The 809-nt window shown below is 76.4% G+C and carries 1 protein-coding gene; it reads right to left on the reverse strand.

Annotated features, from left to right (window positions below; genetic code table 11):
* Positions 1-809 (reverse strand): FUSC family protein (locus tag AE652_RS42380; protein ID WP_049661578.1); only part of this gene is annotated, 809 nt, incomplete at both ends.

Raw genomic sequence — 809 nt, forward strand, 5'->3', positions numbered from 1 at the left:
CGGCCGGTGGGCGGCGGCTCGGCCAGCCCCTGCTGCACCTCCCGGCGGGCGTCCGCCAGGGCCCGGTAGGCCGTACGGCGCAGCCACACCTGGGCGGTTCCGGTCCGGCCGCCGTCCTGGCCGCCGTCCTGGCCGCTGTTCGGGCCGCTGTCCGGGCCGTCGTCCTGGCCGGCGCCGCGGACGACGGCGTCCAGGTAGGCCCGCAGCGCCGTCGTCGCGTCGACCAGCCTGGGCTCGATCCGGTGGCGCGGGCGCTCCGGCCACAGCAGGTAGCCGAAGAGCAGCACGATCGCGCTGGCCAGCACGGTGTCCAGGACCCGGGGCCAGAACTCGGCGGCGCTGCTCTGCCCGCCGAGCTGGAGCAGGACCAGCGCCATCGGCGTCATCACCACGGTGTTCAGCCCGTAGTGCGCCGCCGTGGCGTACGGGAGCAGGGCCACGCAGCCCGCGGCCATCGCGGTCAGCGCCCACTCGTCGGTGGTGGCCATGAGCAGCGCCGCGGTCACCGCCACCCCGAGCACCGTGCCGACCGAGCGGCTCACCGCGCGCAGGAACACCGAGCCGAGGTCCGGCTTCAGCACGAAGGCGATCGTCATCGGCACCCAGTAGCTCTTGCTGAGCGGGTAGTTGGCGGTGACCGCCGAACCGACCGCGATGCACAGCGCGACCCGCAGCCCGTACCGGACCGAACCCCGGGACAGCAGCCGCACCCGCAGCCGCCAGGGGTCCGGCGGCGGCGCGGGGGCGGTGCCGAGCCGGGTGTCGCGGCCGGCCACGGTGTCGGCGGCGGCGCGCAGGGCCACGTCCAG

It is taken from the genome of Kitasatospora sp. MY 5-36 (assembly GCF_001182915.1).
Classification (GTDB): domain Bacteria; phylum Actinomycetota; class Actinomycetes; order Streptomycetales; family Streptomycetaceae; genus Kitasatospora.